26 protein-coding genes are annotated in these 26,385 nt (G+C 64.1%); 18 read left to right on the forward strand and 8 right to left on the reverse strand.

Annotation, left to right across the window (positions count from 1 at the left end; all coding sequences use genetic code 11):
* Nucleotides 1-22: 22 nt before the first annotated feature.
* The 3 genes from mgtA to K2O51_RS18740 are packed head-to-tail and all read left to right on the forward strand — an operon-like array spanning nucleotide 23 to nucleotide 5,001.
* On the forward strand, nucleotides 23-2,683 hold the full coding sequence (mgtA, locus tag K2O51_RS18730) for a magnesium-translocating P-type ATPase (RefSeq protein WP_245001937.1): 2,661 nt from the start codon (nucleotides 23-25) through the stop codon (nucleotides 2,681-2,683).
* 37 nt (nucleotides 2,684-2,720) lie between these two features.
* Complete coding sequence (locus K2O51_RS18735; protein ID WP_425332996.1) at nucleotides 2,721-4,352, forward strand: PAS domain-containing sensor histidine kinase; 1,632 nt, start codon at nucleotides 2,721-2,723, stop codon at nucleotides 4,350-4,352.
* A 1-nt stretch (nucleotide 4,353) separates the two neighbouring features.
* Nucleotides 4,354-5,001: a response regulator gene (locus tag K2O51_RS18740; RefSeq protein ID WP_011297390.1), complete on the forward strand. Its 648-nt coding sequence runs from the start codon at nucleotides 4,354-4,356 to the stop codon at nucleotides 4,999-5,001.
* Nucleotides 5,002-5,141: 140 nt separating this feature from the next.
* Here the strand turns inward: K2O51_RS18740 and K2O51_RS18745 are convergent, their stop codons facing one another.
* Entirely contained in the window at nucleotides 5,142-5,927 is a 786-nt protein-coding gene (locus K2O51_RS18745; RefSeq protein ID WP_220631493.1) for a helix-turn-helix domain-containing protein, read from the reverse strand.
* Between the two features lie 59 nt (nucleotides 5,928-5,986).
* Nucleotides 5,987-6,391 carry a response regulator gene (locus K2O51_RS18750; protein WP_011297391.1) on the reverse strand — a complete coding sequence of 135 codons (405 nt, stop codon included), beginning with the start codon at nucleotides 6,389-6,391 and terminating at the stop codon, nucleotides 5,987-5,989.
* 249 nt (nucleotides 6,392-6,640) lie between these two features.
* Between K2O51_RS18750 and K2O51_RS18755 the strand changes: the two genes are divergently transcribed.
* The 8 genes from K2O51_RS18755 (at nucleotide 6,641) to K2O51_RS18790 (ending at nucleotide 13,448) form a co-directional block, all read left to right on the forward strand.
* The gene (locus K2O51_RS18755) at nucleotides 6,641-7,063 is read left to right on the forward strand and encodes an Hsp20/alpha crystallin family protein (protein ID WP_011297328.1); all 423 of its coding nucleotides are present in this window, start codon (nucleotides 6,641-6,643) and stop codon (nucleotides 7,061-7,063) included.
* Between the two features lie 102 nt (nucleotides 7,064-7,165).
* Entirely contained in the window at nucleotides 7,166-7,810 is a 645-nt protein-coding gene (locus tag K2O51_RS18760; RefSeq protein WP_011297392.1) for a BON domain-containing protein, read from the forward strand.
* A 56-nt stretch (nucleotides 7,811-7,866) separates the two neighbouring features.
* Nucleotides 7,867-8,079 carry a DUF2188 domain-containing protein gene (locus K2O51_RS18765; protein ID WP_140951908.1) on the forward strand — a complete coding sequence of 71 codons (213 nt, stop codon included), beginning with the start codon at nucleotides 7,867-7,869 and terminating at the stop codon, nucleotides 8,077-8,079.
* Between the two features lie 212 nt (nucleotides 8,080-8,291).
* The gene (locus K2O51_RS18770; RefSeq protein ID WP_220631660.1) at nucleotides 8,292-9,428 is read left to right on the forward strand and encodes an ABC transporter permease; all 1,137 of its coding nucleotides are present in this window, start codon (nucleotides 8,292-8,294) and stop codon (nucleotides 9,426-9,428) included.
* 2 nt (nucleotides 9,429-9,430) lie between these two features.
* The gene (locus tag K2O51_RS18775) at nucleotides 9,431-10,129 is read left to right on the forward strand and encodes an ABC transporter ATP-binding protein (protein WP_011297395.1); all 699 of its coding nucleotides are present in this window, start codon (nucleotides 9,431-9,433) and stop codon (nucleotides 10,127-10,129) included.
* Nucleotides 10,129-11,217, forward strand: coding sequence for an HlyD family secretion protein (locus tag K2O51_RS18780; protein WP_011297396.1), 1,089 nt, complete (start codon nucleotides 10,129-10,131; stop codon nucleotides 11,215-11,217). The genes K2O51_RS18775 and K2O51_RS18780 overlap by 1 nt, the downstream gene beginning before the upstream one ends.
* Nucleotides 11,218-11,246: 29 nt before the next feature.
* Nucleotides 11,247-12,677: an efflux transporter outer membrane subunit gene (locus K2O51_RS18785; protein WP_220631494.1), complete on the forward strand. Its 1,431-nt coding sequence runs from the start codon at nucleotides 11,247-11,249 to the stop codon at nucleotides 12,675-12,677.
* Nucleotides 12,678-12,794: 117 nt separating this feature from the next.
* On the forward strand, nucleotides 12,795-13,448 hold the full coding sequence (locus tag K2O51_RS18790; protein WP_220631495.1) for a BON domain-containing protein: 654 nt from the start codon (nucleotides 12,795-12,797) through the stop codon (nucleotides 13,446-13,448).
* A gap of 273 nt (nucleotides 13,449-13,721) precedes the next feature.
* Here K2O51_RS18790 and K2O51_RS18795 read toward each other — a convergent pair whose 3' ends face one another.
* The gene (locus K2O51_RS18795) at nucleotides 13,722-13,964 is read right to left on the reverse strand and encodes a hypothetical protein (RefSeq protein ID WP_041679550.1); all 243 of its coding nucleotides are present in this window, start codon (nucleotides 13,962-13,964) and stop codon (nucleotides 13,722-13,724) included.
* Nucleotides 13,965-14,005: 41 nt separating this feature from the next.
* A complete protein-coding gene (locus K2O51_RS18800) occupies nucleotides 14,006-14,674 on the reverse strand; it encodes a SagB/ThcOx family dehydrogenase (RefSeq protein ID WP_011297400.1) in 669 nt (222 codons plus the stop codon).
* 331 nt (nucleotides 14,675-15,005) lie between these two features.
* On the opposite strand from K2O51_RS18800, the gene K2O51_RS18805 reads away from it, so the two are divergent.
* Nucleotides 15,006-15,491 (forward strand): hypothetical protein, encoded by a 486-nt coding sequence (locus K2O51_RS18805; protein ID WP_011297401.1) that lies wholly within the window; start codon nucleotides 15,006-15,008, stop codon nucleotides 15,489-15,491.
* A gap of 54 nt (nucleotides 15,492-15,545) precedes the next feature.
* Here K2O51_RS18805 and K2O51_RS18810 read toward each other — a convergent pair whose 3' ends face one another.
* The gene (locus tag K2O51_RS18810; RefSeq protein WP_011297402.1) at nucleotides 15,546-17,060 is read right to left on the reverse strand and encodes a bifunctional aminoglycoside phosphotransferase/ATP-binding protein; all 1,515 of its coding nucleotides are present in this window, start codon (nucleotides 17,058-17,060) and stop codon (nucleotides 15,546-15,548) included.
* A 57-nt stretch (nucleotides 17,061-17,117) separates the two neighbouring features.
* The gene (locus K2O51_RS18815; RefSeq protein ID WP_011297403.1) at nucleotides 17,118-17,582 is read right to left on the reverse strand and encodes a lecithin retinol acyltransferase family protein; all 465 of its coding nucleotides are present in this window, start codon (nucleotides 17,580-17,582) and stop codon (nucleotides 17,118-17,120) included.
* 340 nt (nucleotides 17,583-17,922) lie between these two features.
* On the opposite strand from K2O51_RS18815, the gene K2O51_RS18820 reads away from it, so the two are divergent.
* The gene (locus K2O51_RS18820) at nucleotides 17,923-18,486 is read left to right on the forward strand and encodes a hypothetical protein (protein WP_166486995.1); all 564 of its coding nucleotides are present in this window, start codon (nucleotides 17,923-17,925) and stop codon (nucleotides 18,484-18,486) included.
* A gap of 206 nt (nucleotides 18,487-18,692) precedes the next feature.
* Here the strand turns inward: K2O51_RS18820 and K2O51_RS18825 are convergent, their stop codons facing one another.
* Nucleotides 18,693-19,037 (reverse strand): hypothetical protein, encoded by a 345-nt coding sequence (locus tag K2O51_RS18825; protein WP_140951653.1) that lies wholly within the window; start codon nucleotides 19,035-19,037, stop codon nucleotides 18,693-18,695.
* Nucleotides 19,038-19,357: 320 nt separating this feature from the next.
* Between K2O51_RS18825 and K2O51_RS18830 the strand changes: the two genes are divergently transcribed.
* The 4 genes from K2O51_RS18830 (at nucleotide 19,358) to K2O51_RS18845 (ending at nucleotide 23,248) form a co-directional block, all read left to right on the forward strand.
* Nucleotides 19,358-21,649 carry a heavy metal translocating P-type ATPase gene (locus K2O51_RS18830; protein ID WP_011297406.1) on the forward strand — a complete coding sequence of 764 codons (2,292 nt, stop codon included), beginning with the start codon at nucleotides 19,358-19,360 and terminating at the stop codon, nucleotides 21,647-21,649.
* A 91-nt stretch (nucleotides 21,650-21,740) separates the two neighbouring features.
* Nucleotides 21,741-21,944, forward strand: a complete 204-nt coding sequence (locus tag K2O51_RS18835) for a hypothetical protein (protein WP_041679551.1) — start codon at nucleotides 21,741-21,743, stop codon at nucleotides 21,942-21,944.
* A gap of 39 nt (nucleotides 21,945-21,983) precedes the next feature.
* Complete coding sequence (locus K2O51_RS35660) at nucleotides 21,984-22,496, forward strand: BON domain-containing protein (RefSeq protein ID WP_011297408.1); 513 nt, start codon at nucleotides 21,984-21,986, stop codon at nucleotides 22,494-22,496.
* 197 nt (nucleotides 22,497-22,693) lie between these two features.
* On the forward strand, nucleotides 22,694-23,248 hold the full coding sequence (locus K2O51_RS18845; RefSeq protein WP_011297409.1) for a host attachment protein: 555 nt from the start codon (nucleotides 22,694-22,696) through the stop codon (nucleotides 23,246-23,248).
* Nucleotides 23,249-23,415: 167 nt separating this feature from the next.
* Here the strand turns inward: K2O51_RS18845 and K2O51_RS18850 are convergent, their stop codons facing one another.
* The gene (locus tag K2O51_RS18850) at nucleotides 23,416-25,212 is read right to left on the reverse strand and encodes a glycoside hydrolase family 15 protein (protein ID WP_220631496.1); all 1,797 of its coding nucleotides are present in this window, start codon (nucleotides 25,210-25,212) and stop codon (nucleotides 23,416-23,418) included.
* A 252-nt stretch (nucleotides 25,213-25,464) separates the two neighbouring features.
* On the opposite strand from K2O51_RS18850, the gene K2O51_RS18855 reads away from it, so the two are divergent.
* A complete protein-coding gene (locus tag K2O51_RS18855; RefSeq protein ID WP_220631497.1) occupies nucleotides 25,465-26,223 on the forward strand; it encodes an IclR family transcriptional regulator in 759 nt (252 codons plus the stop codon).
* Nucleotides 26,224-26,385: the final 162 nt, after the last annotated feature.

A 26,385-nucleotide genomic window follows, 5' to 3' on the forward strand; every position in this document is an offset into this window, starting at 1 on the left:
GGGGGCCACCTCTGGCGTAGCCTTGAGCGAATCGCCCGGCACGGCAACCGCTGCAGGCCGTCAGGCAATCCTCACGCGCGCCACTGATGTTCCGCCGTTGCTGGCTCAGGTCGCGGCAGGCAGTGGCGCACAGGCGCTCGCTGCGCTGTCCTCAGACGCGCAAGGGTTGATTGACGCGGAAGTGCCGCTGCGCAGGCGCGAGCATGGCGCCAACCAGATCGCCACGGAGCGACAGCATCGCTTCGTGCCCGACCTTCTCGGGCGGCTGCGCAATCCGTTGAACCTGATGCTGCTCAGCCTCGCTGCCTTGTCCGGTCTGATCCGCGACTGGCAGGCCGCATCGGTCATCACATGCATGGTGGCGTTGAGTGTAGGGCTGGCGACGTGGCAGGAGAGCCGCTCGGGCAAGGCGGCCGCCGCACTGCGGGCGATGGTGCATACCGTCATTGCCGTGCGGCGCCGGCCAGCGGCCGGGGCGCAAACACAAACCAGCGACATTCCTATCGCCGAACTGGTGCCCGGCGATGTCATCCACCTTGCTGCGGGAGACCTCGTCCCGGCCGATGTACGCCTGTTGGCCGCCAAGGATCTGTTTGTGAACCAGGCTGCGCTCACCGGTGAATCCATGCCGGTGGAGAAGTTTGCCGTCGATGGTGCTAGCGCCGAGACGGCCGGCGACATTGCCAACCTGGCACTGATGGGTACTGCGGTGGTGAGCGGGACGGCAACGGCACTGGTAGTGCTGACGGGCCGCTATGCTGTGTTCGGCCACATTGCCCGCTCGATCGCCGCGCGCGAGCCACCTACAGCGTTCGAGGAGGGCCTGGGGCAAATCAGCCGCCTGATGCTGGGCATCATCGTCGTGATGGCGCCGTTGGTATTCATCATCAACGGTCTGACAAAAGGGGACTGGTTCGAAGCGCTGCTCTTTGCCGTAGCCGTCGGCGTCGGACTGACGCCCGAGATGCTGCCCATGCTGGTCACTGTGAACCTGGCCAAGGGCGCACTGGTGATGTCTCGGCGCAAGGTCATCGTCAAGCGCCTTAACGCCATCCAGAATCTCGGCGCAATGGATGTGCTGTGCACCGACAAGACCGGAACGCTGACGCAGGACCGCGTCATCCTGAAGCATCATCTCGATTTGAGCGGAAGGGAAAGCGAACAGGTGCTGGAGTTTGCCTACCTCAACAGCTTCTTTCAGTCCGGCCTGCGTAATCTGCTCGATGTGGCGGTGCTCCAGCACGAGGATGTTGGCGAACGCATCGGCATCCATGAACAATGGCGCCTCGTTGACGAAATTCCGTTTGATTTCACCCGGCGGCGCATGTCGGTCGTGGTGGAGGGCAGCCAGCCTGGAGATGAAAGACGACTGCTGATCTGCAAGGGCGCAGTGGAGGAAGTGTTCGACGCCAGCGCCACGGCGCGGATCGGCGATACGGTGGTTGCGCTTGATGTCGTCCACCGGGCCGACCTGATGCGGCAGAGCGAGCTGCTGAACGAGGATGGTTACCGGGTCATAGCAATTGCCAGCAAACGCCTGCCGACGGCAGGTCCATCGCATGCCTACGGTGTTGCGGATGAAGCCGGCATGGAACTGGTCGGCTATATCGCATTCATCGATCCGCCCAAGGAGAGCGCTGCCGCTGCGTTGGCCTCCCTGCGCCAGTGCGGCATCGAGGTCAAGATACTGACCGGTGACAGCCCCACGATCACCAGCAAAGTCTGCCGCATGGTCGGCCTGCCTGCCGGCCGGGTTGTCCTGGGTAGCGATCTGGACCGGCTCACGCCGGGGGAACTGGCCGAGGTGGCAAGGGACAATACCCTGTTCGCCAGGCTCAACCCCGCACACAAGGAGACACTGGTTCGGGCGCTGCGTGCACAGGGCAGGGTGGTGGGCGTGCTAGGAGACGGAATCAATGACGGCCCGGCTCTCAAGACAGCCGATGTTGGCATCTCGGTGGATAACGCGGTCGACATCGCCAAGGAATCGGCCGGAGTCATCCTGCTGGAAAAGAGCCTCACGGTGCTGTACGACGGTGTCGTGGAAGGTCGGCGCGTGTTTGCCAACCTGCTCAAGTACCTCCGCATGGGGGCCAGTTCCAATTTCGGGAACATCTTCAGCGTCCTGGGCGCGAGCGCATGGCTGCCTTTCCTGCCCATGGCCCCCATTCAACTGCTGACCAACAATCTGCTTTATGACATCTCGCAAACCGCCTTGCCCACCGATAACGTGGATGACGGCGCACTTGCCAGGCCATGCCGCTGGGAGGTCGCCAGGGTTCGGCGCTATATCCTGTGCCTCGGACCCATCAGTTCGGTTTTCGACTATCTGACCTTTGCTGGGCTGTACTGGTGGATCGGCGCCAACAATCCGGCCACTGCGCCGGTGTTTCAGACCGGCTGGTTCCTGGAGTCGCTGCTTTCCCAGACGCTGGTGGTCCACATCATCCGCACCAGCAGGATCCCGTTCATCGAGAGCCGCGCCAGCCCGGCGTTGCTGGCGGCCACAGGCGCCATATGCGTGCTGGGCGTTTGGCTGCCGTATTCGCCGGTCGCGGCTGTACTCCATTTGCATGAGCCGCCCTCAACCCTCTGGACGATGCTCGTCCCCATCCTGGCCCTGTATCTCCTGATAACCTTCGTAGTGCGAAGAGTGCTTTCCAGGTATCTCGAACTGGACTAGTGGTTGCGCCTCTGTCAAGCGCATACTGTCGGCGGGATTGTCCGACGGCGGTTGTACATGGCGTCAGCACTCCTATAGTGTGTTCAGGATTGTTCAGCAATCTGCGGCCAGGGCGCCCGGTATGTCCAAAGGGATAAGTACGTATTCAATCCGGATGCGCGGGGCCCGACGTCGCGCAGGCCGCGCATTGCGCAGGCCGCAGAACACCCAGGCGCAACTTGCCGGGATCATTCGCTCGTCCATGGAGGCTATCATTTCCGTTGACGCCGACCAGCGCGTGGTGTTGTTCAATCCCATGGCGGAAACCTTGTTCGGCTGGCCGGCCGACCAGGCGATTGGCCAGCCGCTGACGCGCTTCATCCCGGAGCGCTTCCGGGCGGCGCATGAGGCGCATGTACGGCGGTTCGGCATCACCGGCGTATCGGATCGCCAGATGGGGCGCCAGCGCGCACTTTATGCCCTGCGCCGCGACGGCACCGAGTTTCCGATCGAAGCATCGATTTCACAAACGACGCACCGCGGTTCGAAGTTGTTCACCGTCATGCTGCGCGACATCACGGAAAGAACGCGTGCCGAGAAAGCCATGCATGCCAGCCTCCAACGTGTCAGGGAAAGCGAAGCGCGGCTGGCCGGCATCATCCGTTCCTCGATGGAGGCCATCATTACGGTGGACAGCACCCAGCACGTCATCCTGTTCAACCCCATGGCGGAAACCTTGTTCGGCTGGCCCGCCGACCAGGCCATTGGCCGGCCGCTTGGCGATTTCATTCCCGAGCGCTTTCGTGCTGCGCACGATGCGCATGTGCGCCGGTTCGGCGTGACGGGGGTATCCGACCGGCAGATGGGGCGCCAGCGCGCACTCTATGCGCTGCGCCGCGATGGCAGCGAGTTTCCCATCGAGGCATCGATTTCACAGATTGCGGACGGCGGCGTCAGTCTCTACACGGTGATGCTGCGCGATATCACGGAACGCGTACGCGCCGAGCAGGCGCTGCGCCGATCGCGAGAGGAACTGCAGCAGCTTTCGGACAGCATCCTGGCCACCCGCGAAGAAGAGAAGCGCCGCATCGCGCGCGAACTCCATGATGATCTGGGCCAGCGGCTGAGCGCGCTGAAGATGGACATGACGATGCTTGCCGCCGATGTCAGCGAGAGCAGGGACATCCGCGGAATCCTCGCGGACATCACCGACATGAACGGCGTCATTGACGACACGGTGGCGTCGGTTCGCCGCATTGCCAGCGATCTGCGGCCAGCCCTGCTTGACGAGCTCGGCATGCTGACCGCCATCGAGTGGCTGGCGGCTGATTTTTCCAGCCGGTATGGCCTGCCGGTGAGTGTGGATGGCGTGGATGCGGACGTGCCCGAGCAGACCGCCATCGCCATGTTTCGCATTGTGCAGGAGGCGCTCAGCAATGTCGTCCGGCACGCTGACGCAACGGTCGTGGGCGTTTCACTTGCCCAGGCGGACGGGCAGATCGAGTTGCGGGTTCAGGACAATGGCGGCGGATGGGTCAAGAAGCCCGCCGGGACGGAGCCACGCAAATCGCTGGGGCTGCTGGGAATCCGGGAGCGGGCGCGCTTGCTTGGCGGTGCCGTCGAAGTCGACAGCGAACCTGGCAAGGGATTCCGGCTAACCGTAAAGATTCCTCTGGAAAAAGGGATATGAAATGACGCGCGTGCTCATTGCCGATGACCATGCCGTCGTGCGCGACGGTCTCAAGCATATCCTGGAGCGCGCCGGCAAATTCGATGTGGTGGGCGAAGCCGCCGACGGCAGCCAGGTCCTGAAGCTCGTGCGCGACTGCGCGCCGCAGGTGCTGCTGCTCGACTTGTCGATGCCGGGCCGCAGCGGCCTGGAACTGATCCGCCTGTTGCGGGACGAGCAACCGGCGCTGCGCATCCTGGTACTGACCATGCATGCGGAGCAGCAATACATCGTGCGCGCGTTCCAGGCCGGTGCGGCGGGCTATCTGACCAAGGAAAGCGCTGCGACCGAGCTGGTTTCTGCGATCACCCAGGTGGCAAGCGGGGGCACGTATGTCAGCCAGGCGATTGCCGGCAAGCTGGCGACCAGCCTGCAGGAACATCAGGACGAAGCACCGCACTTGCGCCTGTCCGACCGCGAACTGGAAGTCTATCGGCGGCTGGTGCTGGGCGAGCCACTCACCGCGATTGCGACAGCGCTGTGCGTGAGTGTCAAGACGGTCAGTACATACAAGATGCGGCTGATGGAAAAGATGCACGTGCCCAGCGAAGCGGCGCTGCTGCGCTATGCCATGCGCCATCATCTGTTCGACGAGGAAGAGGACATCTGAGGCAGGCACGTGCCCCACGCAAGCGGCCGAGCCGCTTGAAGGTCAGGGGTTCGGATCCCTGGCCTTCCCCCGTAGCAAACTTCAGCTCGTTGACCAGCATCGCGCTTTCGCCGCCGACCGGCATGAGCAACGTCATAGGTTTATCGCAGATCGAGTGCTTCAAGATCCAGCAGTTCGATCTGCTTGCCCTGTACCCGAATCAGTCCTTCCTGCTGGAAGCGCGACAGCGTGCGGCTCGCGGTCTCCAGGGTCATGCCCAGATAACTGCCGATGTCCTCGCGCGTCATGCGCAACGTAAAGCATGTCGGCGAATAGCCCCTGCGCTGGAGCCGTTGCGAAATATTGAGCAGGAAGGCCGCCACGCGCTGCTCCGCCGTGAGGTTGCCGAGCAGCATCATCTGGCCGGTCTCGCGCACGATTTCCGCGCTCATCATCTTGTGCACCTGTTGCTGCAGCGATTTGACTTCGCGGCAAAGGGCTTCCAGCAGGTGGAACGGGATCACGCAGACGGCGCTGTCTTCCAGGGCAATGGCGTCGCAGGTGTGGACCTCTGTCGAAATGCCGTCGAGGCCGAGCGTTTCGCCAGGAAGGAAAAAGCCGGACACGCATTCCCTGCCGCTAGGGTGAGAGAGCACGGTCTTGATCGAGCCAGAACGCAGCGCGTAGATACTCTGGAACGGATCTCCGGCGCGGTAGAGCGCTTGACCTTGCCTGACCATCTTCCAGTTCTTCACCACGCTGTTCAGGCGCACTATGTCCGTCTCGTCGAGGTTGGACGCCATGCAGATGTGCCGGAGCATGCAGGTGGAGCACTGGGCACCCGGCTTCGGTGCGTTTTCGGTGGACAGCCTTGCATGGCGGTCAAGGGGGGCGCTGATCGCGTGCTGCTCGAGGTCGGCCGACGGCGAATCACTGGTTCCGAACATCGTTGTCTCCAGATGGCGGTGCTATCAGGGGCGCGTCTGGCCCCGAGAGCCCGGTACTCCTATGGTTCGCTGCTTCTTGGTGCTGTGCCGGAGATCTCCAGCAGAGCGGTGCGCAGTTTGTCGACTTCCAGCGTCTTGTCGAAGCAATAGCTTCCGCCGGCCCGCAGGCAGGCCTTGCGCATCAGCGCAGACCCGCTGTTGGACAGCACGATCAAGGTGCTTTCCGGCAGCTTTACTGTGAGCAACCGGACGTGCCGCAGGCTTTGTCCGGTGCGCAGTCCGACCAGCACGATATCGGGGCGAAGCGCCTCGAGTACCGGCAAGTCGGCTTCGGCATCCGTACCCGCGCCGACCACCTGCATGCCGGTGACAGCCTTGAGCAAACGCAGTTGCCGCGTCCTGATCGGACCCGCGTGCTCGAGGATGTAGACAGTCAGGTCGTGGAGTTGGGTGCGGTGGCTCATGTCCGCAGTATCGTCGCCGACCGCCCCTTTCGAAATCAGGCGGGGCTGAGACTGGTGTCAGGCTTGAAGCATGCGCTGTCAGGTTTACCTGACAGCGTCGCGGCGGATTCCGACTTCGGCAATGTCGCTCCAGCGCCGCATGGAAGTCGATGCACCGGCCTTGATGCAGAACAAACGCCCGCGGCGCTCAACTGCCAATCTGGAAGCAGCCGGCCTTTCGGTTCTGTTCCAGTTTCCAAGGAGATCACCATGACCAACCTCAGGCACTTTGATCCGTTCTCTGTCGAACCCATCAGCGACATGCTGCAGGGCATGCTGCGCTCATTCCGCGGGACTGCAGATAACGGTCTGGCATTCAAGGTCGATGTGTCGGAATCGGAGAGCGCCTACACCCTGGCTGCGGAACTGCCTGGTGTGAAGAAGGAGGACATCGACGTATCCGTTGACCGCGGCACGGTGATGATCAGCGCAAAGGTGGAGAAGTCCTCCGAACAAAAAGAGGGCGAACGCGTGATCCGGCGCGAGCGCTACAGCGGCTCGATGCAGCGAGCCTTTACGCTGGACGCCAGCATAGACGAGGGCAAGGTCGAGGCCAGCTACGACAACGGCGTGCTTCGCGTGGTCCTGCCCAAGAAGGAGACATCGCCGCAACAGCGGATTACCGTGAAGTGATGCCGTGGCTGGCAAAGGAACGAACTTTCAGGAACGGTATGAGCGGTTGCCGCGCAGGCGCGTCGCATGCCGTTCTGCAACGCCATGTTGTGAGATGTCTCGATGAAAACTGATCTACAACTCAAGAAAGACGTCACGGACGAGCTGGACTGGGATCCCGCCATCGATGCGGCAGCCATTGGCGTGGAGGTACGCGAGGGCGTGGTAACGCTCAGCGGTCACCTGCCCAGCTATGCCGAGAAGCTTGCAGCCGAGCGTGCTGCGGAAAAGGTCTCTGGCGTGCGCGCGGTGGTCGTGAACCTCGATGTCCGGCCCACGGGGGAATTCAGCGATGAGGCGATTGCCACCGCCGCAGGGGATGCTCTGCAATGGCATGTGCACGTGCCTGCCGATGCGGTCAAGCTGCGCGTGGAGAAGGGCCGCGTCACGCTGACGGGCGAGGTGGAGTGGGGTTACCAGCGCAAGCTCGCCGAGCGTACCGTGTCGCAGTTGCGCGGTGTGACCGGTGTGACGAACCATATCAAGATGAGGATGCGCCCCGCGCCCGACGATGTGGTCGAACGCATTGAAGCTGCGTTGCGCCGGCATGCCGAGCGTGAAGCGAAGCACATCAATGTCTCGATGAAAGAGGGCACGGTGACGCTGAGCGGCCGGGTAGATTCACGCGCGCAACGACTGGCCGCAGTTGGTGCGGCCTGGTCTGCGCCCGGAGTTGGCGCCGTGGTGGACGACCTGGAATTGTCCTGAGCGCACCGGGAAGGTGAGGCGCTGGCGCCCATCTTCCCGATCAGGTGAGTGGCGCGATGCCCCGGAATTCCGGTTACTTCCCGATCTCCATGAAGAACCTTCTACCGGAGGTCCGGGCGAAAGCGATCGAGATTGCCAATGCGCTGCTGGAACAGGGTTACGGTGAAGGCATGGCGATTCGCATTGCCATCGCGCAGGCGCATCGCTGGGCCGCGCGCCATGCCGTCGGAGACGCGCCAATGCATACGCCGGCGCAGCACCGGCCATGAAGCGGAAACAGCGCGAGCGCAGTGAGCACGGCGGACAGCGCCACGTGTTTCCGCACGATGCCAGGGCTAGCGATCGCCGCATAAGGAGAACAACATGCCATTCATCGAAAGAGGGCAGGTCACTGCCCATCTCACCGCGCTGAGACGGGAACATGCCGGCCGATGACGTCGATGGCTCTCGCCATTCCCCGGACCCGCCGCAACGCGCAGCGATTCCGGGCATCCTGCTGCTGGCTTACAAGCTGCTGGTCAACGATCGCGCCAAGTTCACCGGTCTGCTTGTTGGCATCACGTTCTCGGTGTTCCTGATGATCGAGATGACGTCGCTGTTTGCCGGGGTCCTGAACCGGTCATCATCGACCGTCTTCAACATCGGCGCCAGCATCTGGGTCATGGATCCGGCCGTCAACACCGTGGCGAACACCATCGGGATGCCGGACTATGTACTCGATGCCGTGCGCAGCATCGACGGCGTCCGCTTTGCGGTGCCGCTATATTCGGGCGGGGCGCTGGTCCGTCTTCAGAGCGGTGGCTATCAGCCCGTGACGGTGATCGGCATCGACGACACCAGCCTGTTCGGTCGTCCGCGCGTCGTGCGCGGCAGCATCGAAGACATCTTTGCCGAGAACGCCTTTCTTGTCGTGAAGGACGCCGAGTTTCGCAAGCTCGAAGATCCCGATGTCGGCACCACCTTCGAGATCAATGACCATCGCGGCGTGATTGTCGGACTGGCCGAGGTATCGACCAGCGGGCTGTTTGGCGTACCCACCCTCTACACCACGTACCGGCGCGCGATCCAGTACCTGCCAACGGCCCGCTACACCATCTCGTACATCCTGGTGGAGCCAAAGGCGCCGGAAGACACGTTGCGGATCCAGCAAGCCGTCAGCCGGCTGGGCTATATCGCGCTCACGAAGGCACAGTTCGTCGACCGCATCGCCGATTTCTACAAGTACCAGACCGGCCTGGGCACCAATATCCTGCTGATGACGGTCATCAGCTTTATCGTCGGGCTGTCGATTTCGGGACAGACCTTCTACACCTTCATCGTGGAGAACCTGGAGAAGTTCGGTGCCCTCAAGACCATCGGTGCCAAGGGGCACGAACTGGTGGCGATGATCCTGTTCCAGGCGACCTTCGTGTCGCTGACGGGCTATGGACTGGGCATCGGCCTGTGTGCGGTCCTGATAGCCCTGGTGCGGTTGCGCATCCCCAACTACGCGGCGGTGATCACCTTCTACAACCTCGGGCTCGCACTGGCCATGGTGATCGTGATCGCCGGCATCTCGGGCTATATCGGCGTACGCAAGGTGCTGCACATCGAGCCGTTCGATATTTTCCGGGCGTGATCATGGCACACGTCGCCATCTCGGCCCAGCGCGTCGAAAAATGGTTCGGCGAGGGAGAGGCCCGTACCCATGCGTTGCGCGACGTAAGCTTCGACGCCTACTTCGGCGAGATGCTGTTCATTGTGGGCCCCTCCGGCAGCGGCAAGACGACCCTGCTCAGCGTCATCTCCGGCATCCTGCGGCCCGATGGTGGCCGCGTGCTGATGGACGGCGTCGATGTGTGGAATCTGGACGATGACGAACTGGCCGCCTTCCGCCTCGCCAAGGTCGGGTTCGTGTTCCAGGACTACCACCTGTTCCCGCGCCTGACCACGCTGGAGAACGTCGCCATTCCGCTGGTCTTGCGCCGGTACCGCTGGGATGAGGCCCTGTCAGAAGCGCGCAAGTATCTGCGGATTGTCGGCCTGGAGAACCGGGCACAGTTGCACCCCGTCAAGCTCAGCGGCGGGGAACAGCAACGTGTCGCTATCGCGCGCGCCATCGTCAGCCAGCCCGATATCCTCATTCTCGACGAACCCACCGCGTCGCTGGATGGCGAGACCGGCCGCACGATCATGAGTTTCATCCGCAAGGAAATCCTCAGCGAGCGTCGCTGCATTGTCATCGTGACACACGATGCGCGCATTCTCGATATGGCCTCGCGCATCCTCGACATGGAGGATGGGCGGCTGAAGGCGATAGAAATAGGGGCCGCACAGTGATGAAGAACCGCTGGCTTTTTCTGATATCGGCGTTGGGCGCGCTGGTCGGCGTGGCCGCCGCGATCATTTTTGCCCAGCAGAAGCCGCCGCTTCCTCCGGTGTTCCAGCCGGCCGCCAATCCCTATCGCAGCGGCATTTATGCAAACGGTATCGTGGAAAGCGAGCAGGACAGCGGCGCCAACGTCAACGTCTACCCCGAGGTGGCTGGAACCGTACTGCGTATCGCCGTGCATGAAGGCCAGACCGTCAAACGCGGCGATGAATTGCTGGCCATTGACGACTCGGTACAGCGCGCGCTGGCAGCGCAACAGAGTGCGCAGGCAGACGCCGCAGAGGCACAGCTCGCGCAATTGCTCGCTCAGCCGCGAAAGGAGACGCTTGAGGTCGCCAAGGCGCAGGCTGACGCCGCAGCGGCAAGCCTCAAGACCGTGGAAGACCAGTATGACAAGCTGCGCAAGTCGCGGGAGTTCGACGCCAGGTCTGTCAGCCAGGATGCCATGGACAATGCCGCCAACGCCGTGCATGTCGCGCGCAGCGGCCTGGTGGTAGCCAGTCGGCAACTCGCGCTGACGCGCGCCGGTGCGTGGACGTTCGACATACGCAACCAGGAGAAGCAGCGCGATGCGCTGCGCAAGGCGGCCGACGCGGCGGACGCCTTGCTGCGCAAGTACGTCGTGCGCGCGCCGATGGACGGTGTGGTGCTTTCGGTCAATCCGGCGGTGGGTGCCTATGTATCGCCGCAAGGGACGTACAACACTTATACGCAGGGAAGCCAGCCGGTTGCCGTGCTGAGCAGCCAGCAGGACTGGCTCGGGGTCCGCGTCTATGTCGACGAGATTCTCGTTCACCGGCTGAAACCTGGCCGCGGCATGCAGGCCCGCATGTTCGTGCGCGGCACGGACACCAGCATCGTGCTGGAGTTCGTCCGGGTGCAGCCGTACCTGACGCCCAAGATCCAGCTCTCGGACCAGAGGGCGGAGCGGGTCGACGTACGCGTACTGCCGGTAATCTTCCGCTTCAGGCCGCCCGCCCAGCCACCGATCTACCCGGGGCAACTGGTCGATGTCTATCTGGGCGGGACACCGTGAGCTGGCATTGGCCCTTGCGGACGCTCCCGATGGCCGTATTTGCGGTGGTGGCGCTTTGCGGCTGCGCGGTGGGACCCGACTTTGTCCCGCCTGAGGAACCTGCCATTTCACAGTATGTTCGCGGCGGGGACGCCAGCAGCACGCCCGCCGGCGACGGACGGGCCCAGCACTTTGCTGCCGGCGCGATGGTGCCCGCCGACTGGTGGCGCATGTTTGGCAGTGCGGAACTGGACCAGGCCGTAGATGGAGCGTTGGCCGCGAATCCGAGTCTGCAGGTCGCTGAAGCGAACCTGCGGCAGGCTGATGCGGTAGCGCGTTCCGGCGCCGGCGTGTTCTATCCGCAGGTTGCGGCACAGGCGCAAGCGTCGCGACAGACGACGACGCCCGTCCGGTTGGGAAGCAGCGCCCCGCCCGGCATATTCAATGTCTTCACGCTGGGCGCCACGATCAGCTATGCGCTGGACCTGTTCGGCGGCAACCGCCGGGCGGTGGAAGCGCTGGCTGCGCAAGCAGAAGTGCAGCGCTACGCCGTTGGTGCGGCCTGGCTCACGCTGACCGGCACACTGGTCAATACCGCGATCGCGCGCGCCGGCTATGCCGCCCAGATCGCTGCCACGGATACGCTGGTGAAGATCGTGCGCGAGCAAGTCGACGTCACGCGCGCGCAGGTAAGCGCCGGCATGACGACCCACGCCAGCGAACTGAGCCTGCTGAGCCAGCTTGGGTCGCTGGAAGCGACACTTCCTCCGCTGGCGCAACGCATGGATCAGGCGGATCACCTTGGCGCGACGCTTGCCGGGCGCTTCCCTTCAGAGGCCGAGCCGCTGGTCCTTTCGCTCGATTCGCTGGTGTTGCCGTCCGACCTGCCGCGCATGCTGCCTTCCGAGCTGGTCCGGCACAGGCCAGACGTGCTGGCCGCGCAGGCAGAACTGCACGTGGCCGCGGCACAAGTCGGCGTGGCAACGGCTGCCATGCTCCCGAACATTGTGCTGAGTGCCAGCTATGGCCGCGAAGGCGTACAGCCTGGCAGCTTGCTGGGTGCGGGCGGAGGCGTCTGGGGCATCGCTGCGGCCGCCTTTGCGCCGGTGTTCCAGGGCGGCACGCTGTACTTCAGGCGCCGCGCGGCACAAGCGCAATTTGAAGCGGCACAGGCCAACTACCGGCAAGTCGTGCTGGCGGCCTTTGCCCAGGTGGCCGATGCACTGCGTGCGCTGGAACACGACGCACTCACGGTGGATGCGCAGGACCGCGCGCGGCAGGCCGCGGGGGAGCTGATGACCGAGGTGCAGGCCAACTACCGGGCCGGCGCGGCGGGATACCTGCAGCTTCTCGTCGCCAATGCGCAGTACCAGCAGGCGACGATCGGCTATATACAGGCTCACACCCAAAGGCTGCAGGACACCGCAGCATTGTTCCTTGCCTTGGGCGCCGGCTGGGAAGCCGCGTCGCCGGCTCGTTGACGCATATCAACGGATATCAGGCGCTACCGCATACGCTGAGTCAGGGGAAGGCCAAGGCGGGCAACGCTGGGTGAGATGCCGGGGCAGTCCGCTGATCATCGACGAGGCGAGGAACTCATGAAAGGCGATAACCAACTGAAGCAGGACGTGATCGAAGAGCTGAACTGGGACCCGGCGGTCAATGCAAGCGGGATCGGAGTAGAGGTGCAGGACAGCGTGGTGACGCTTACGGGCCATTTGCGCAGCTTCTCCGAAAAGTACGCTGCCGAAGCTGCAGTCAAGCGGATCCCGGGCGTCAAGGCGCTGGCCGTCGAACTGGACGTGCGCCTGCCCGACGAAGCCCTGCGCACCGACAGCGACATTGCACGCGCGGCCGCCAACGTCCTGGCCTGGCAAGCGATGGTGCCGAGTGACCGGATCCAGATCACGGTCGAACATGGCGTGATCACGCTGACCGGTGACGTCGACTGGAACTACCAGCGCGTCGTGGCCGAGCATGCCGTGGCAGGACTCTTCGGGGTGGCCGGGGTCAGTAACGCCATTGCGGTGCGGCCGTTGGTCAACCAGGCGGAACTGGGGCAGCGCATCAAGGATGCCATCCAGCGCCAGGCCGAACTCGACGCCAGCCACGTGACCGTGGCGGTTTCGCAAGGCGACGTCAAGCTGGGCGGAAGCCTGCGTACCTGGGCCGAGCGTGAAGCCGCGTACAACGCTGCGTGGTCCGCGCCTGGCGTCGTCTCCGTGGAGAACAATATCCAGGTCAACCTGTGAGGCGAGAACACCGGCACCGGGATTGAAAAAGTAGCTGGAAGTGGTTCCCGGGGCGACGCACCTGTTCGAAGAGCCAGGTGTGCTCGAAACAAGGCAGGGTGGCTTGCGGGCGGATGGCTCGTTCGTGATTTCGCCGCAGCAGAAAGGCGAAGGGGTACGGAGCGCCCTCGCGGAAGGCGGCGGCGGAAGTCGCCACCACGACGGTGTCAAGATGGAACAAGGGGCGCGCACCTCTGTGCGCGCCCCTCCCACGGTTCGGGACGTAGAAGGCGTTCAGGGAAGATCGTACTCCCGCATCATTTCCGCGGTAATGGCCCTGACCGCAGCCTGACAGGCTGGCCTGACGCCGGAGAAATCTTCGATGCGCCAGTTGCACCCGCCGTTTGTGCCGGGGTCGACGCGTAGCGGCAGCGGAATCTCCGAATTGCGGCAAGCGTCGCCAAGGTCGGCATTTTCCTGCAGTCGGCGCAGGACTTCATTGCGGATCTGCTCCGCGCTTCCCGTGTTCTTGATCATTTCAGTGTCTCCTGAAAACAGTCGTTGGCTATCCCGGGCCCTCATGCCTGGGTGGTGGTGACATGCGAGGCAGCCCGCCCGATGGTCTGCGACAGAATCGGCTCCTCGTCCTCGTTCAGCGACATATGCTCGGCGAGTTGCCGCCGGTTCAGCCAGCCACGTACGACAGCGCCAAGCCCTGCCGATGCGCAATACAAGTAGGCGTTCTCGGCCATGGCCCCCGCCGCCGCTGCGGAGAAGGTCTCGCGCAGTTTTGGCGGCATCTCCTGCATGCGGCCATGGTTGGCCACAAAGACCAGGTCCAGCGGCGCCATGCCGACAAAGTCCTGGTACCCCGTCATGCTGCGCAAGTCGGCAGCGCGCTTCAGTTCCAGGCAATGGTGCACCGGATCATAGCGATAGAGGCCTGCCGGCAATGCGACGTAGACATCGATCACGGTCTCGCCATATGGCGATGGCGCGGTACGGCCTCCACCGAGCGAGCGGTTGACGCCCGCGGCAGCCCACAGCAGTTCGCTGAGTTGCTTCAGCGGCAGAGGTTGCTGGTCGAATTCACGCGTGCTTTTGCGCAGCCAGAGGGTTCCCATCAAAGGCATGCCCGATGTCCGGTCGGGCTCGGGCAGCGTGATGACGCGCTCGCTGGTGCCCACGGCCGGACGTGGCAACAAGCCTTTGACGGGCTCGTACGGAAGTCGCTTCAGGTCGTTCATGGAAGACTCGCATTGGTGAGTGTGGAACGCGCCGTACGGATCCGGACGGCGCTGCCTGCCTCAAAATCTAGACTGCACGGGAGTCCGAGGCTTGCGCTCCGTCAAGACCGGGGCGAATGAGGCAGGGGTCGTGCTTGCGGGCACTTTGTGGCGAAGCCGCGTCTATCCCGCGTTACGGAGTTGTTCAACGCGCTGGCCTGGCGCCGTCGAACCCCGGCGCACCGGTACGCTCGTCGAGCCTTGCTTGAGGCAGGTCAAATTGCCGTGGACGCGGTGGCCTATGTTGATCAGAGGGCGACAAGCCCGTTTCGGGTCAGCAGGAGGAACCATCATGGCAAGCCGTCATTGCATTTCATTTTTCATCACGCTCGCCGTCGCCGCAGCCGGGACACCTGGCGTGTTCGCAGCGCCGCCAACCGATCGTGCCCCAGGCAAGCACGCGCCGGAGCGTCCGGACGAGCCGGCGGCCGCATCTCAGATGTCCGCGCAGCTCGATGCGCAGATTGCTCATCTGCGCGCGATCCGCGAACGGCTGTCACGCGCCAGTTCGGATGAGGAGCGGCGCATGCTGCTGGCCGAACGTGACACCGTGATGCGCGATGCCATGGCGACGATGCATGGGCCCGCCCGGGCGCGTACCGCCGGCCCGGCTGGGAAGCCCGGCGGCTACGGTGCAGGCATGTGCTATGACGCGACGCAGCAGCACGTTGCGCTCATGCAGGAAATGATGCTGGCGATCCCGGATGGCCGGGGCGCGGGCATGCCGAAGGGTGCCGGTCCGGGCCCGGGAATGCACCGCGGAATGATGGCACAGTAGATCGACCCCGCACGGCGCATGACGGCCGCAGGCAAGCCGGAAGCCTGTGGCACGTCAGGCCGGCAGGAAAGGCGGGGTGAACTGGCTTGCCGGAACGGCACAGGCACGCTGTGCCTCGGTCAAGGGCTCCTGTACGCGCAGTTGCCAGGCCAGCGTGGCGCAGTCGGCCTCGGATGCATCCTGGCCCGACTGCGCCCGTGCCAGGATACGCGTTCGCAGCGTATCGACGGGCGCTTCGCACTGGACAATGAAGAACGGCACGCCGAGACGGCGCGCCAGGGCCATGGCGCGGTCCCTCTGCCGGCAAGACAGGAACGTGGCGTCGGCAATCATCGCAAATCCCGCACTGCAGCCAATACGGCAAATGGCCCGCAGGCGTTCATAGGTGCGATCCGTCTCCCTTGTGTCATACCGGCTGTCTGTCGCCCGCGCGCCGTGGCGTAGTCGCCGGCGCTCGACGTCCGAGCGCACGCGCACCATTCCCACCGTTTCCGAGATTCCCGCAGCGACGGTCGACTTGCCGCTGCCAGACAAGCCATGCATCACCACTAGCGCGGCTGGGCGGCGGGCAAGGATGCGCCACGCCAGGGCCAGCAGATTGCGGCATTCCACATGGGCGGCCGACATCGGCGCGTCCAACGTGTTGCGCCGCTGGTGCGACCGTTCAAGCAGCACGCGCGCCCGGACCAGCGCGCGCATGGCGACATAGAGCGGCAATAGCTTCAGCCCCGCGTAGTCGCCGGAATGTTGCAGGTACGCGTTGAGCAGGCGATAGGCCAGGTCCTGCCGGCCATGATGGAGCAAGTCCATGAAAGGAAAGGCGATGTCGCTGATGGTGTCGATCCAGCGCAGGCCCGGATCGAACTCCAGGCAATCGAATGGCGTTGGCTCACCGTCCAGCCATACGATGTTGCCCAGGTGCAGGTCGCCATGGCATTCGCGCACATGACCGCTCTGTAGGCGCGCCCGTATCGCCTCGCCAAGGGCGGCTGCGCGGGCGCGAACCAGTCTGGAAACCTCGGTCGACAGCCCGGAGCGGTCGTCCAGCCGCTCGATACCGCCGAGGCATTCGTCGAGGGTCGCATGCACGCGGGCGGGCGTGCCATATCCCTCTTCCAGGCGCGCGCAAGGCTGATCATGATGGAACCGGGCCATCCGCTCGGCAAGGGCATCGATATGCGCGGCCCGCAATCGGTTCTCGGTCAGCATTTCGCTGAACAGGTCCTGCTGTGGGAAGCGCCGCATCTTGACGGCGTACTCGACGGGGGTGCCTGCGCCTTCGACCTTGACGGACCCGGCCGTGTCCCCGGCAACGATGGGGACCACATCGAGATAGAGTCCCGGGGCCAGGGGCCGGTTCAGCCTGAGCTCGGTCTGGCAGTCTTCACGGCGCGCTTGCGCCGTCGAGAAATCCAGGAAATCGAATCGCACCGGCTTGCGGACCTTGTAAGCGAAGTCACCGGCAAGAAACACGCGCGAAATGTGGGTCTCGATGACCTGCACGCGATCGACCGGATAAGGGTAGGCGTCCGGCATCGCCAATGCCGCCGTCAATACCACGTCGTCCAAGGGATGACCTCGCTGCCGTTGCCTGACGATCGTTTCAGTGTAGCGGCTGGCGGCGGGCTATGCCGCCGCGCGCGCCGGCGTTGCAAAAAGAATGCTGAGGATGGCTCGCACCGCACGCCATGGCCGGGTCATCAGTGTCTCCACTTGTTGGCTGCGGCCCTGACCAGACAGACACCACGTGCAGAAGTGTTCGCAGTTGTTGGTAAGGAGGTGGTAGTCATTTTCACCAAGCCGCGACGTCGCTCGCCGGACAATCTCCACGCCGATATATCGCGCCGCCGTGCTCGTTTCGACGCTGAGACCATATCCGTTGGAGAAGTCCGCCAGGGTAGTCTTTTCGACCGGGCCGCAGCGCAGGAGTCCCTTGAATCCGACATAGTGTATGACCTCGCCGTTGCCGGCATAGATGCCGTGATGAATGTAGCCTTGGCGACGCGTCACGAGATGCGCGCCAGGCGCAAGCGTTCCCACCAGTGCCGTCAGAACGGCTGCGGAGTCGAAGTATTGCGCGTCGTTGTTCATCGCACGCCCCTTTTTTGTGTTCCTGGTGCGCCCGGCAGGCCCCTGATGTGGGTATCACGGTGACCGGACATCCGAGACAGCGGCCTGCCTGCGTGGATGCCTCGAGTATGGTTGGCGCGGCGCTTACCCGATATCAGCCGCGGACGAGAGTGCTGTACGGCGGGAGCGGTTTTTCTTGTACGCCTCGGACAACGCCCGGTGTCGGACGATAGCGACCGTCTGTCAGTGAAATCTGACAGTGGTGCGCCGGAACTACGATATTGCGGATCCGGATGCCAGGACTCCTGTGGCGTTGACCCACGACAAGAGGCGAGAACCCGGGCGGACTAGGCTGCAATGCATGGCACAGGCCGCCGATCGATCAGCGTTCACTGCGCCGGCTTATTGGATGACGTCAAGCGAGGAGTGTCCGATGCGGGCTTTCATGGCAATTTGCTTCCTGATTCTGTCCACCGCAGCGATGGCCGCTGCCAATGATGCAGCGGTCCCTTCGGGCACGATGAAGCTCAGGCAACTGAACGGTATTTCCTACATCTCCGGTGGGGTCGGTATCGATGAAGCTGCCACCATCCGCGGCATGGCCCGGCAGTTCAATGTCCGCATGCACTTTGTTGACAGCAATGACAACAGCTCCTTGTCTGATGTCACGGTCACGTTGTTCAATGCGCGGCGCGAAATCGTGCTGCTCGTGCTGAGCGAGGGACCCTACTTGTATATGAACCTGCCGCGCGGCGCCTATCGGGCGGTGATCCGGTACGGCGGCTCCATTGTCAGCCGGAGCATTGCGGTGACAGGGGACAGCGCGCCCGTTGACCTTCTGTTGCGCTTCCCGGCAATGCCGCCTGGCAGCGATAGCCTGATTGCCCGGCCGGTCCAAGGGCAACCTCCTGCGAAGTCGCGGTGAGCGGACCTGCTGGCTCGACTTGAGCCAAGCCGCGCGGGGGGAGCGATTAGCGCTAAACGCCAGGGCGGAGCCTGGATGCCGTCATCATTCTCCGGTCAATTTCCGACCGTCGAAGATGGACGTCATGTGCGCACGATGTGTTGCTAAGGTATTGATCTTGTTCCAATGCTTGGTAGCCCGGACGTATCGCGCGGGTTTTGCTTGTTTCACAACCGCTGATGACTGGCTTGGCCTGACGACGAGACGCTTGCATTGACGCCACCGGTCTCCTTGTGCTCATCATTCAGGAGCGCATCGCAGCCACCTTCGTCCCGGTAACCTTCAATGAACGGCACCACCGTTGCGAAGTGCTCGTGCGGAATCCCGCCATGGGCGAAGCCCGTAGCAGCATCGGCGGGTTCCTGTTTCGGTTGGCACTTCTTCAAAACGGAATGGAGTTGCTTCTCGGTCGGGCCCGACGCATCGTTGCCACGCCTCTCATGCGAATCAAGCGAAATCGCGGTAGTCAGGACGGAAAGCACAAAAGCGAGTGAGAGTATAGTTGCCAACATCGGCCACCTCCTGTTCTCCTTTGCTGGGTCGAAGTACCATCAGTCATCGATCAGCAGATACGTTTGGGTGGCTAGCGCGTCGTCCAGAACGCTTTCCGGTCCCTCAGATCGCCCACCGACCTCGCTGAAGCAAGCTTGCGGTCTCGGGGCGTCGACATAAGGGCTTCCAGATGCCGCTGAATAATCTCAGACTTTCAACGATCCGATCCCTGTACGGACTCTAGGCTGCGGTCCAACCTTCGATTTGATCCAGCGCAGAGCCGGTAAACCATTTCGTCATGAAGGAGGCGCTCAGCGCCGCATGTTGCAGGGGGACTGGAATGCGCTTGCCCGCTGGCCGGCTCAACGGTGTGCTGCTTGCGGTTTCCGCCGTGACGCTGGCGGGAGGCCTTGTTGCGCGGCAGCTGCAAGGCGAGACGGCAGCCGAATGGATCTGGATCGCCGGGACATTGCCTAACGCGATGGCGCTGGCGATTTCCAGCGCGCGCGCCGCGATCCGACGGCAATCCGGCATCGACGCGCTGGCGTTGCTATCGATCGTGGTCGCGCTGATTTTCGGAGAGTTTCTCGTGGCGGCTGTCGTATCGCTGATGCTGGCGACCGGACGCGCGCTTGAGGACTACGCCCAATCGCGCGCCCGGCGGGAGATGACGGCTCTGCTGAGCCATGCTCCCAGGCGGGCCAACCGGCTGGAGGGCGGGCAATGGCAGCAGGTCGATGTCGCCGAAGTCCGTCCGGGGGACCGGTTAATGGTGCGGCACGCGGAGGTCGTGCCCGTCGACGGTGCGCTGACGATGCCCGCGGAACTGGACGAGTCGGCACTGACTGGCGAGTCTGCCATCCGGAAGTGCGTCGCGGGCGAGTCAGTCAAGAGCGGCGCGCTGAATGCCGGAGCCGCACTGGAGATGATGGCTGGCGCCACGGAGGCGGAAAGCACGTTTGCCAGCATCGTCCGCATGGTCGCGGCGGCGCAGGCAGAGCGCAGTCCTTCAGTGCGGCTTGCCGACAGGTATGCCGTGCAATTCACGGGACTGACCCTGCTGCTTGCAGGTGCCAGCTGGCTGTGGAGCGGCGAGCCGATGCGCATTCTTGCAATATTGGTAGTTGCCACGCCATGCCCGCTCATCCTGGCCGTGCCTGTGGCAATCGTTTCGGGGATGTCGCGCTGCGCAAAGCGCGGCGTGCTCGTCAAGGGCGGAGGTGCACTTGAAGGGCTCGCCAAAGCCGATACGTTGTTCTTTGACAAGACAGGCACGCTCACGGGTGGAGTCGCCAGGCTGGTTGGCATCGAGTGTACGCAAGGGTATTTGGCGGAGACAGTGCTATCACTCGCAGCCTCTCTTGCACAAGCGTCGAATCATGTCATCTCCGATGCCGTGGCAATGACTGCGCGCGAGCGAGGCCTGGAGTTGCTTACCCCGTCCGACGTCCGGGAAAGTCCCGGTGCGGGCGTGCAGGGGATCGTCGGAGGGCAACTCGTCAGGATCGGCTCGCTCACGTATGCCGTGGACAGCGGCGATGCGGCGGAGTGGGCGAAGGACGTCATCCGCCGCGTCCGGATCGGAGGGATATCGGCCGTGTTTGTGAGCCTCGACGGTCATCTGGCGGGCGTGATCCAGCTCGCCGACAGCATTCGCCTGGAAACTCCGCGCGCGCTTCGCCTGCTCCGCAAGGAGGGCGTCACGCGTCAGGCGATGCTTACGGGAGATCGCGTGGATATCGCGGAGGCGGTCGGCGCGATGCTCGGTGTGAGTGAAATCCATGCAGAGCAGTCTCCCGCCGACAAGCTGGCCACGATACACGCCGCACGCCGCAAGGGTACGGTGATCATGGTCGGGGATGGCGTCAATGACGCTCCCGCGCTGGCCGCGGCGGATATCGGCGTTGCGATGGGGGTACGCGGCGCCGCTGCCTCGTCGGAGGCGGCCGACGTGGTACTGCTTGTGGACCGGCTCGATCGCCTTGTCGATGCCGTGCAAATCGCACGCCGCACGCGCCGCATCGCGATGCTGAGCGTGGAGATGGGAATGATGCTTTCGTTCGCCGCCATGCTGGCGGCGGGATTGGGCTTCCTGCCTCCTCTGCCAGGCGCAATCCTGCAGGAAGGCATCGATGTCCTTGCCATCGTCAATGCGCTGCGCGCTTTGCGAGCGGACGCCCGGGAGCCAGGGGGCAGCCTTGGCGAGGCGGACGTGGCCCGCCTCAAGGCCGAGCATACGGCGCTGGAGCCGATCATGGACAGGATCCGCGCCGTGGCGGATATGCTGCCCCGGATGGATGGGCGCGCTGCACAGGCTGAGCTGAAGGCGTTGAACTGCTCCCTGACCGAGGTCCTGGTGCCGCATGAACGTAGCGACGACATAAGCCTGTATCCGGACGTGGCACGCATGCTTGGCGGCGAGGACCCCATGGCGGCCATGAGTGCGATGCATCGCGAGATTTTCAGGGTTGCGACCGTCCTCGGCAGGACAATCGCCCAGCTGCCTCCGGAGGGGCCGGATCCGCGTACTGTGCAGGATTTACAGCGTCTGCTCTACGGTCTGGACGCTATCCTGCGATTGCATTGTGCGCAGGAGGATGAGCTGTTTCATGTACTTGGGAAGGGCTGCTGATTTGTATTGGCGGCGAGCCGGAAAATCGTCCGCAGCACACCGGCACACTCCTTGCTGCCTTCGCTGTCAATGTCCACCAGCGGAGAATGCCATGACTTCCAGCAAGGACCAAAAGCCCCACGAACGCAGCACCGCCGCGCACACCAACCCGGGCGTCCGCAGCGACCGCAAGGCGAACGAAATCCGCAGCCGCAGCGAGGACCCAGGCCAAAGCAGCTATGGCGGCTTCAAGAACGAGAATCCCGGCAAGCAGCACCAGTCCACCACCGATACGCCGCACAAGCGCCAACGCTGAGCGCGGGTTTGATATCCCCGCAGACTGGAGAACGAACCCATGGAACACGAACAGCGCATCACAGGCCCGCGGGGCTATGTACGTTCGGATGAACGCATTCACGACGATCTCTGTAGCCGTCTGGCCTACTCGGACCGGCTGGATGTCCACGACGTCGAGGTCACGGTGTCCGGGGGCGTCGTGGCATTGAGCGGCACCGTCGAAGATCGCTGGCAGAAGTACTGCATCGAGGAGATTGCGGACCATGTCCTTGGCGTCAAGGACGTCGACAACCGCATCCGCGTAACGCGTACGGACGGCGCCGCAGCACAGGGCACGCAGCAAGGCTTGGCGGGGCAGTTGGGCAGGGCCGGACAGACGGCAAGCCAGAACGTCGCTGGCGCGGAGCACGTAAGCGGCATGAGCACCAGCGGCAGTTCGACGGGCGCGTCCGCCAGCAGCTATACGGGCGGACTAGAGGCCGGCAAGGGCAGCGCCGGGGGCGGTGCCGACTCTTATGGCGGCACTACATCGCCGGGTAGAGGTGCTCCGGACGCGACCACGCCGCGCTGATCCCCCGAGAGGAACGGCACGGAACACTGCCGGACCGTTTGCTTTGCAATACTTGCAGTCTTTCCGGTCAAAGCTGCAACGGCGCATGGCCGGCGCCACATCTGCCGGCCACCCGCCGCAACCCCCCGGGTGGCGTGCGGCTTGCAAGTCTTTACTCGGTCAGCCTGCTTGACGCGGGCTTTGAACGGAGACCCCTCATGAAGAGAACCTGGATCCTCGTCGCAGACGAGGGTATTGCGAGAGTGCTTGCCTCACGCGGCGACAGCGCGGCCCTGGAGGAGATCGAAAAATTCACGGATGCGGCCGCCCATGCCGATAACGCGGACCTGCGGCACGATGCCTATGGCCGCCGGGGGCAGGCCACGGTACAGGGCGATGCCGGCCATCCGGGCGCGCACATGGGCCGCACGTCGACCGTGACGTCGTCGGCCGGAGAGGATGAAATCCACCAGGAAGCCCACCTGTTCTCGCGTCGCGTCGCGAAGATGCTCGAGGAGGCGCGCATCAGGCAGCGCTTCGACGAACTGGTCGTCATTGCGCCGCCACGGTTTCTGGGCCTGTTGCGCAAGGCGTGGCCACAGTCCGTAGGCAGCGTGGTCACGCGCGAACTCGACAAGGATTATTGCCGGTTGGCGGACAACGATTTGCAGCAGCGGCTGGCTGCCGATGGCATCGTGCCGGCACGGCGCGATCCGCGTATCGAGATGGGCAAAGGGCCCGGCAATGAGATTGGCAACCTGCCGACGCGTTAGGCGCGTTAGGCAACTGACGGATCCTTGAGAGTTGATAGCCAGCTAGTGGCGAACCGCCCGGTGCTTGAATTCCTCAGCGCATTTGCGGCACCCGCACCACGGCCATGACTATGCGCAGCGTCTACAGTTCAGCGGGCAGGGCGCGAACGCGGATAGGGGCGTCGGCCTCATGCACGCTTGATGCCCTTCTCGAGCAGCAATGCGGTATTGACCAGCGCGATATGCGACAGCGCCTGCGGAAAGTTGCCAGCCATGCGGTGCCTGGCCGGGTCGTACTCCTCCGAGAGGAGACCGACGTCGTTGCGCAGCAGAAGGAGGCGCTCGAACAGCTCGCGCGCTTCCTGCCAGCGCCCGGCCATGGCATAGGCGTCCGCGAGCCAGAAGCTGCAGGCAAGGAAGGTTGGTTCGCTACCCGGCAGGCCGTCCTCGGTACGTGACGGCAAGTACCGGCGCACCAGCCCGTTCGCGAGAAGTTCCTGTTCGATGGCCTGGATCGTGCCGAGCATGCGCGGATCCTTGCCATCGATGAAGCCCACCATCGGCAGCAGGAGCAGGCTTGCGTCGGTGGTGTTGCCGCCATAGGTCTGCACGAAGCTGTTGCGCTTGGTGCTGAAGCCGTTCGCCAGCACGTCGGCGTGGATGGCGTCCCGCACCGTGCGCCAGCGCGATGCCGAACCTTCCCAGTCGTGCATCTCGACGGTCTTGATGGCACGGTCCAGTGCGACCCACGCCATGACTTTGGAAAAGGTGAACGGCTGCCGTCCGCCGCGAACTTCCCAGATACCCTCGTCCGGTTGCTGCCAGATGGCGGCGAGATGGTTGACCAGCGCGCGCTGCAGCGCCCACGAGTCGCGATCTCGGGGCAAGCCGCCGAGGCGCGCCTGGTACAGCGCGTCCATGAGTTCGCCGTAGACATCGAGCTGGAGCTGGGTCGCGGCCAGGTTGCCGACGCGGACTGGCCGGGCGCCCTTATATCCTGGCAGCCAGTCCAGTTCCCATTCCCACAGGTGGCGCTCTCCGCCGACGCCATACATGATCTGGGCCTGCTCGGGGCTGCCAGCGACCGCGCGAGTGAGCCAGCCCCGCCAGTCCTGGGCTTCGTCATAGTAGCCGGCAGCCATGAGGGCCAGCAGGGTTCGGGTTGCGTCGCGCAGCCAGCAGTAGCGGTAATCCCAGTTGCGCACGCCTCCGGGCGTTTCGGGCAGCGATGTGGTGGGCGCCGCGACGACGCCGCCGGTCGGCCAGTAGGTCAGTGCCTTGAGGGTCTGCAGCGAGCGCCGGACTGGTCCTCTCCAGTCGCCACCGACCTTGCACCGGCCAGACCAGTCCCGCCACCAACGCTCGGTTCGTTCCAGTTCCTGGTGTGCATCGAGCGGGGGCGGTTCGGCAAGGTGTGAAGGACAGTAGGTCAGCACGAACGGCTTCATCTCGCCGGCTTTGATCGTGAACTCGCAGGTCGTGGCCAGGCCCTTGCCGTGCAGCGGTTCGGGCGAGCGCAGGATGGTCATGGCCGGCCCCGCCACTGCACGAATGCCGTCGTTCTGTTCCAGGCGTGTCACCCAGGGCACCGTCGCGCCGTAGTCGAAGCGCAGCGTCAGGTCCATTTTCATGTCGACCGTGCCGCTGCGGCCGCATACGATGCGCACGAGGTCTGAACGTTCTCCAGAGTTGGTCATGCCATGGCGGATCGGCATGAAGTCGATGACCGACGCTACGCCCTGCGGATGGACGAAGACGGTTTCGAGGACAACGGTCCCGGGCAGATAGTGACGCCGGCTCCTGCCACCTCGGGCTGCCGGGGCGATCCGCCAGCGTCCGTGCTCGCGCGTGCCCAGCAGCGCCGCCAGGCAGGCTGCCGAATCGAAGCGGGGCAGGCACAGCCAGTCGATGCTGCCGTCGCGGGAGACGAGCGCCGCCGTCTCGCAATCACCGATCAGTGCGTAATCCTCGATGGAAGCAGGCACGGCAGTCCGGACTCTTGTTGTTGGGGTGGCAGAACAGGCGCAGGCGCCGGGCAAGCGTTGCCCGGAATGACGCCGTCCAATGTCCTGGCCGAGGTGGCCAGGTCACACGCGTGGCTGCCTGTATGGTTGGAGGCCTGCGCGAAGTCATGGTTCCGGTCTTGCCCTGGCAACTGCCTTCGCCGATGCGGCGCCACCTCTTCCTGCCCGCTACAATGCGCGCTGAACCCCGTTTCACCCATAACAAAGAACCCGATGACTTACATCGTTGACGCCGTCGACGAGGCGCTTGGCCTGCTGATGCTGGTGGCCGAGCATCCGTCCCTGGGCGTGACCGAGCTCGCGCGCCGGGCCGGGCTGACCAAGGCGCGCGCGTTCCGGCTGCTGAGCACGCTCGAGCATCGCGGCATGATCGCGCGCGAAGCGCCGGCCGCGGTTTACAAGCTCAGCTACAACGCCTTGCTGGTCGGCAATGCCGCGCGCGAGCAAGTCGACCTGATCAAGCTCGTCACGCCAAGCCTGGCCGCGCTGGGCGCCGCCTGCGGCGAGAACGTGATCGTGCGCGTGCGCGACGGGCTCGAATCGGTCTGCGTGGCGCGCCATGAGTCGTCGCAGTCGGTGCGCGTGCATACCGAGGTTGGCAACCGCCGTCCGCTGCATGTGGGAGCTTCCGGCAAGCTTCTGCTCGCCTATGGCGGGGACGTGCTGATCGATGCGGTGCTGGCGAACGCACTGCAGCGCTTCACCGACAAGACCATCGTCGATCCGCAGGCGCTGCGCGACGAACTCGCGGCCATCCGTGCGGCGGGCTATGCGGTGTCTCTGGGCGAGCGCGAGCCCGACGCCGTGTCCGCCGCGGCGCCGCTGCGTGACCACAGCGGCAGCACCGTCGCCTCGCTGAGCATTGCGAGCCCGGCCAGCCGCACGACGCAGGAAGTGCTGGACCGCCACGTGGCCATGGTCGTCGAACAGGCGGCTGTGTTGTCGCGCACGCTCGGCTACTCGGGCGCCTGATCCTACCGGCCGGCAGGCCAGCAGGTTACCGCAGCAGCGGCAACCAACTCCGGTTTTCCCTATCCCTTCACCCCGGCAATGACTGTTGCCGGGGCGTCTTCCTTTTTGCTCGCGCTGTCGCCGCACGGGCAGTCCAGTCTTTTCCCTGCACGTCCCCATAGC

The organism is Cupriavidus pinatubonensis, assembly GCF_019602855.1.
Classification (GTDB): domain Bacteria; phylum Pseudomonadota; class Gammaproteobacteria; order Burkholderiales; family Burkholderiaceae; genus Cupriavidus; species Cupriavidus pinatubonensis.